Source organism: Oscillibacter sp., assembly GCF_031978065.1.
In the GTDB taxonomy this organism is placed as follows: Bacteria; Bacillota; Clostridia; order Oscillospirales; family Oscillospiraceae; genus Oscillibacter.
Map to the genome: position 1 here is coordinate 1 of NZ_DALZCH010000152.1, position 5,922 is coordinate 5,922.

Sequence of the window (5,922 nt, forward strand, 5' to 3'; positions counted from 1 at the left end):
GTTAGATGTGGCTCTTTGTGACCACCCTTACCGCTCTCGGAGGTAGTGACTCCGGGGGCGGATTTTTCTTTGCCCGGACAATCGCATTGTTCGCCGGGATCTAAATTGGCCCCACAATGGGGACACGTGCGGTAGTAGCTCAAATGCCTCTCACCGCCTTCAGGTAAAACATGTCCCTCCTCCTTTCCAAAATGGATATTTTAAATCCGTAGTCTCTTGACCAGACGCCTGATCACAAGGTCGTGCATTTCCGGTGGGAACTGGGGTAGAATCTGAGACTTGCAAGCATTGTACTGTTTCCAACGCTTACGCTTTCCACGCACCGGTATAATGCTTTGCAGATAAGATTCTATCTGCTGGTCAAAAGGGTTCTGTTCCGTCGCGCTGCACCTCCCGTATTTCCTGCTGACTGCTGTACTCCCAGTTCAACTTCTTGTGCGGGTTCCCCGTGCCGAATTTGTAAAAACGGCGGCTTGCTTCGTCAAAATCAAGACCAACCGAAATTGTGCTGCCATAGGCCCTATTCTTCAGAACTGATAGCACGGAATGGAACCCGTTCCGCTCTGCTTCCGCTTCCGACAACCGCTTCAGCGAAAACACATTGTCCGCCCGGTTGGTCACGTCACCAGAACCGCCCACGTCGTCAGCCTCAAGGCGGCTGCTTTTATCGCCCTTCCGGGGATGGGCCACTAGATGACAATGGCACTCGTTCTTTTTCGCAAACTCCACCAACTCACCTGTAAATTCAGACTGGGCTCGGTAGTAATCTGCGTCGTTGCCGCCACTCAGGCGGGCGGTCATCAAATTATCCACCAGAAACATACAGCACCCGTACCGGCGGCAGGCATACTGAAAAATCCTGAGTATTTGCCTTCCGTCACTTCCAGCCTGATTGTCATACAGGAAAAACCTATCTTTCCACCACTCGTCAATCTGGCTCTGAATAAACGGGGAGACAGAATAAAACGGCTTGCCGGAGTATGTATCCGTCTTTGCGGTCACATTGTCAGGCCCCGCCGCCTGGAGGGACACCCATTGCTTAAACCGCCACGCCGGTAACTCCCCGGAGTACGCACACATCGGGAACCCCTGATTGATGGATTCCACCAGCAGTTGGCCCAGCAGGGTACTCTTCCCTTCACCGCGCCGCCCGGTCCAGACCGAAACCTCCCCGGCGTAGAGCCCACCAATCGAGCGGTCCAGCTCAGGGAACCCGGAAAGCACGCTGGGAATGTTGCTCATATCGGTTCGCTCTACATCGGCCAGAGATATTAGCCCCTGTGCAGGTTTCTCTTTTGCGCCATATAAAAGCCCGTCAACAGCCTTTAAGCCCCCCTTGTCGCGCAGCTCGTGTATGGAGCCGCAGCCGTGAAAAGCGCCGTCACCGGGCGTGAGTATGGGGGTGCTGGGGGCGTAGACCTCCAGTTGCTGAATAATTCCATTCCTGCGGACCTCCTCGGCAACAGGGATGAAGATCAGCTTGAACTGTGAAAGAAACTCCCGGCAGTGCTTTAAATCCTCCCATCCGCACCCAAGGCCGAGACAGACCGCGTTGATTTCCACCGCCTGCACATCCAGCAGGTCAGAGCAGAACCAAAGGCCGGATGGCAACGCCGGGTCCATCATCTCGGGGCGGTATGTAAGCCACTGCGTCACGTCACACAACATCGCCATATCCTCCACCCGCTGGCGGATATACTGGTTTCTCCCGCCGCTCCCAAGTCCGGACCGCCGCCCTCCAGTCAACGATTGGTTTTCCCCTGCCCTGTTTCCAGCCGTTGGCCGTATAGAAATCAACAAAGCGGTCCGGCTCGACGTGATAGCCCTTTTCCGTGCAGTACGCAGAAACCTCCTCCACTGTCGGAGGAACAAAACGGGGGTGTGGCGGCATGCCCGCCTTTTTCTTTATACTTTCTTTTTTACGTTTGAGTTTTAGTTTTAGTTGGCATGTTTGGTATACGTTGGCATCCTGCGGCATGCTGTTGCATTCAATGGCACTATCGGTCATGCCGTGGCATGCCTCACCATGCCAGCGCTTCAAGGCTTTTGAACATTTTGTTCGCATTTTTGAACAAATTTTTGTCCATCCCTGTCTATTTTTGGCTTGCAAAAACCGAACGCCACCATAGGCGCTCCTTTCAGTTCCGGGATCGTTCCGAACTCAGAATAGTCCAATAAGGCCATCAATAGCGCTCCGGCTTGCGCAGGTTCTAAAGCCTCTATGGCGGGCCTCCAATCGTGGTAAACTACAAAACCTTGTCGCTTGTGCCATAGCTGCCCCTTACCTTCTCCTCCAGACTAAAACGCCGGTAACCACCACTTATGAAATTACCTACGGTCAACTGCCCGCCCCCTCCGCTCCCAGCTTGCGGAGTAGCGCCGGTACATTGATGTAGTACACCCCGCCGCTATTGATATGGGGGACCGTTCCTTCTTTGCATCCCCTCCGCAGAAAGTATTGAGAAAGGCCGGTGGTCTTGCAGGCTTCACCAATCTTCTGAAATGGGGCTGTATTGGTCGCCATGTTAATTCGCCTCCTCCCGAATAAGATCAGAAGGATAGCATCTTAATGCAGATGCTAACCGACGTACGGTAGGCACATTTGCAGCATTGCCGTTGTTAATGCGGGAAATAGTGTTTACAGAAATTCCAGAAATTTTTGCTAATTGCTTTGATGTGTCGATACCAGCGTTAAGCATTGCAAGAGATAGCTTAGATCTGCTAATGTTCATTTGGGTCTTGCGCCTCCTTGTGATGTATGATATTATGCAAGTATCAGATTTCTGATATGAATGTATCACAGATTTCTGATTGATTCAAGACAGATTTCTAATATTCTACGAATTTCACAAAAACAGGGGGCCACTATTGTGTTTTACGACAGATTCTATAAATTATGTCAATCGGCTGGTGTTACTCCTGCCAAGGTTGCGGAAGACCTCGAATTAAATAAATCCACAGTTTATATGTGGAAAAGGCAAAAAACAACACCTAAGGTAGAAACATTAAAAAAACTTGCAGCCTACTTTAGGACTACAGAAGATTATTTGCTCGGTAAAGCGGCAAGCCCAGAGGACGGAAGTCCGGTGTTCACTTTCTTCGATAAGGACGGGAATGCGCATTTTCGAAAAGGACCAGAAGAGGAGATGGGTCTTGTTCGTCCGTATGCGTACATTGGTACTATTGAAAATGTGGTATTCACGCAAATCGATGTCCAGCGTCTCAACGTGGCATTTACCCAGCTTAATCTTATGGGCCGACAGGAGGCCGTAAAGCGCGTAGAAGAACTAACGGTGATCCCCAAATATCAAAAAGAGAAGGACTCAGCACAGCCCGAATAAGCGTCTCACCTGAAAAAACCACTCATAACTTTATAGCAGTAACCCCGAAAATTCGGGGCTATGATTCAGTCTCCCTCAATACAAAAGAACTCCTCAAAACTGATCGGTCCAAAATTGGACAGACCTACCTGATCCGCTCTTGACCAGAAGAAATAATTTAACCGCTAATTTTCCAGCGGTTAGGTGGGCTCAATTTTGAGCACTGATCTCACTCAGCGCAATTTTGGGCTCAGTAGGTTTCGGTTTCACGGCTGAATTTTCAGCCACGAGATATCGCCACTTTTGGCGGCATCAATTTTAAACCCACATGGTGGGGTCTCCTCAATTTTGAGGAGACGTAAAAAACGCCCCAGGTCAAAGCCCGAGGCGCGGAGGTGATTAAGTGCCATCAACCAGAAAAAGGGAGACTAAAGAGGGTCGCATTTTTTATGAAATCATTGTGCGCCGTGGCCGTGACAAGTCCGCTTTGACCTCTCGTTGGTATGCCCCAGAAGGATGGAGCCAGAGGGCTATAGACAGGGAGCTTACCACCGTGGCCGCAGACTTTGAGCGCCGCTGCAACGCCGGTGAAGTGATGTCCCGCAAGGAACAGAAGAGCAAGGCTGTTTGCGCGGCGCAGGAGGCCGCGAAGGTGCTGACCCTCCGCCAATACGGGGAGACCGTGTTCATGCCCACCAAGGCCGTTACAATCAGCGAGAACACTCGTTCTAACTTTCAAGGCTACCTTGGCCGGAGTATTTACCCGGCTCTAGGGGATCTCAAAATGCCGGACATCACGCCGGCCAATATCTCCGCCCTGCTGCTGTCCATCCAAGCAGAGAAAAAAGCGCACGCCACAGTTATCAAGTGCTATACTATTCTCCACAGCCTTTTTAAAATGGCCTATATGGCTGACGCTATCACTCGCAATCCAATGGACAAGGTAGAGCGTCCCAAGCCTCGAAAGGACGAGACGCAGGCCCCCGTTGAGGCTTGCAGTATTGATGAGCTGCGGCATATTCTGCAATGCCTGGAGCAAGAGCCTCTAAAGTGGCAAGCGCTGGTCCGGCTGCTGATGGACACAGGTATTAGGCGCGGTGAGTGTTGTGGCCTTAAATGGAAAGACGTTGATTTTCAGATCAACACCATCACCGTCACCGGGAATCTCTGCTATACACCACAGAAGGGGATTTACCTTGACACCCCAAAGAATGGAAAGCCCCGCGTGGTTGACGTTGATCCCGCTGTAATGTCCATCTTGCGGACGCTGCGTAGTGAACAGGCGGACCGGGCAATCAGTGCCTATGTTTTCACTCAGGACGGGAGTCCCGAACCAATGCATCCACAGAGCCCCACGCGCTACCTGAAGAAGTTTTCAGAGCGGTATGGTATTCCCGGCCTTCACCCTCACAAGCTCCGCCACAGCTTCGCCAGCGTTGCGATCACGAACGGCGCTGACATCGCCAGCGTATCGGAAAAGCTGGGACACAGTGACAAGGCCGTCACGCTACGGATGTACACTCACGCCGACCAGGACAGCATAAAGCGGGCCAGCCAAATATTTCGGGATGCCATCGAAAAGATATAAAAATACCGGGCAGGAATTATCCTGTCCGGCTAATTTTTGCACCCCGTGTTGGTTTTTGTGTTGGTTTTTCAGAACAATAAAAAGCTTACAAAAAACAGAAAATCCTTAGAGCCGTTGTGGCTCTAAGGATTGCTATGGAGCTGCTACCCGGATTCGGACCGGGGACCTCATCCTTACCAAGGATGCGCTCTACCAGCTGAGCTATAGCAGCATTTTATGGCGACCCGGAACGGGCTCGAACCGTCGACCTCTAGCGTGACAGGCTAGCGTTCTAACCAACTGAACTACCGGGCCATATGGTGGCGCAACAATGCGTAAACTATATCACATACAACTATTGTTGTAAAGACTTTTATGGCAGGGGCAGAAGGACTTGAACCCTCGGCACGCGGTTTTGGAGACCGCTGCTCTACCAACTGAGCTATACCCCTATTTCGCTTGTAGATCCCCAACAGGCGATGACCATAATTGGTGGGCCTTCGGGGACTCGAACCCGGGACCGATCGGTTATGAGCCGACTGCTCTAACCAACTGAGCTAAAGGCCCGACCTGATGAGAGAAATATTGCCGCCACCATGTGGCGGCAATACACTCTTTTGGCTCCCCCTGTTGGACTCGAACCAACGACAACGCGGTTAACAGCCGCGTGCTCTACCAACTGAGCTAAGGAGGAATGTGCAAAACTCTGACTTAAAAAAATCAGAGTTTTGTGTTGGCGCTACCTGTCTTCCCGGGCCGTTGCCAGCCAAGTATTGTGGGCAGAAGCGAGCTTAACTACCGTGTTCGGAATGGGAACGGGTGGACCCTCGCTCTAATCAGCACCAACTTCGTCGACACAAACTGTGCTCTGCTCACTTCAACCTTCGGTTAAAGCTCACACCGCTTCGTTGTGTCTCCTCTTCGCGCCGAACAGTATTCGCCGCGATGGAGATGCGTAGGAGATGTGGACGCGAATGCGTCCTATATGTTATCCGGTTGACCGGAGAACAAGCTACATTATAAATGGCCTGCGGG

Annotated in this window: 7 protein-coding genes, 5 tRNA genes and 1 rRNA gene; 2 read left to right on the forward strand and 11 right to left on the reverse strand. The window is 51.5% G+C overall.

Annotated elements, in window-relative coordinates; genetic code table 11:
• Nucleotides 1–360 precede the first annotated feature (360 nt).
• From RTK01_RS15555 to RTK01_RS15570, 5 genes are all read right to left on the reverse strand, one after another.
• Nucleotides 361–1,674 (reverse strand): DnaB-like helicase C-terminal domain-containing protein, encoded by a 1,314-nt coding sequence (locus RTK01_RS15555; protein WP_312281852.1) that lies wholly within the window; start codon nt 1,672–1,674, stop codon nt 361–363.
• Complete coding sequence (locus RTK01_RS15560; RefSeq protein WP_312281853.1) at nt 1,658–2,110, reverse strand: hypothetical protein; 453 nt, start codon at nt 2,108–2,110, stop codon at nt 1,658–1,660. Before RTK01_RS15560 ends, RTK01_RS15555 begins: the two co-directional genes overlap by 17 nt.
• Nucleotides 2,038–2,223: a DUF6291 domain-containing protein gene (locus tag RTK01_RS16900; protein ID WP_397353053.1), complete on the reverse strand. Its 186-nt coding sequence runs from the start codon at nt 2,221–2,223 to the stop codon at nt 2,038–2,040. The genes RTK01_RS15560 and RTK01_RS16900 overlap by 73 nt, the downstream gene beginning before the upstream one ends.
• A 115-nt stretch (nt 2,224–2,338) precedes the next feature.
• Nucleotides 2,339–2,524, reverse strand: coding sequence for a hypothetical protein (locus RTK01_RS15565; protein WP_312281854.1), 186 nt, complete (start codon nt 2,522–2,524; stop codon nt 2,339–2,341).
• A gap of 1 nt (nt 2,525) precedes the next feature.
• Nucleotides 2,526–2,732, reverse strand: a complete 207-nt coding sequence (locus RTK01_RS15570) for a helix-turn-helix transcriptional regulator (RefSeq protein WP_312281855.1) — start codon at nt 2,730–2,732, stop codon at nt 2,526–2,528.
• Between the two features lie 138 nt (nt 2,733–2,870).
• On the opposite strand from RTK01_RS15570, the gene RTK01_RS15575 reads away from it, so the two are divergent.
• Nucleotides 2,871–3,341 (forward strand): helix-turn-helix transcriptional regulator, encoded by a 471-nt coding sequence (locus RTK01_RS15575; protein WP_312281856.1) that lies wholly within the window; start codon nt 2,871–2,873, stop codon nt 3,339–3,341.
• Nucleotides 3,342–3,723: 382 nt separating this feature from the next.
• The gene (locus RTK01_RS15580; RefSeq protein WP_312281857.1) at nt 3,724–4,908 is read left to right on the forward strand and encodes a tyrosine-type recombinase/integrase; all 1,185 of its coding nucleotides are present in this window, start codon (nt 3,724–3,726) and stop codon (nt 4,906–4,908) included.
• Nucleotides 4,909–5,043: 135 nt separating this feature from the next.
• Here the strand turns inward: RTK01_RS15580 and RTK01_RS15585 are convergent.
• The 6 genes from RTK01_RS15585 to rrf form a co-directional block, all read right to left on the reverse strand.
• Nucleotides 5,044–5,119: transfer RNA gene (locus RTK01_RS15585), tRNA-Thr, on the reverse strand.
• 6 nt (nt 5,120–5,125) lie between these two features.
• A tRNA-Asp gene (locus tag RTK01_RS15590) sits at nt 5,126–5,202 on the reverse strand.
• A gap of 61 nt (nt 5,203–5,263) precedes the next feature.
• Nucleotides 5,264–5,339, reverse strand: a tRNA-Trp gene (locus tag RTK01_RS15595).
• 38 nt (nt 5,340–5,377) lie between these two features.
• Nucleotides 5,378–5,454: transfer RNA gene (locus RTK01_RS15600), tRNA-Ile, on the reverse strand.
• 51 nt (nt 5,455–5,505) lie between these two features.
• Nucleotides 5,506–5,581 (reverse strand) — tRNA-Asn (locus RTK01_RS15605).
• Nucleotides 5,582–5,618: 37 nt separating this feature from the next.
• Nucleotides 5,619–5,734: ribosomal RNA gene (gene rrf / locus RTK01_RS15610) — 5S ribosomal RNA — on the reverse strand.
• Nucleotides 5,735–5,922: the final 188 nt, after the last annotated feature.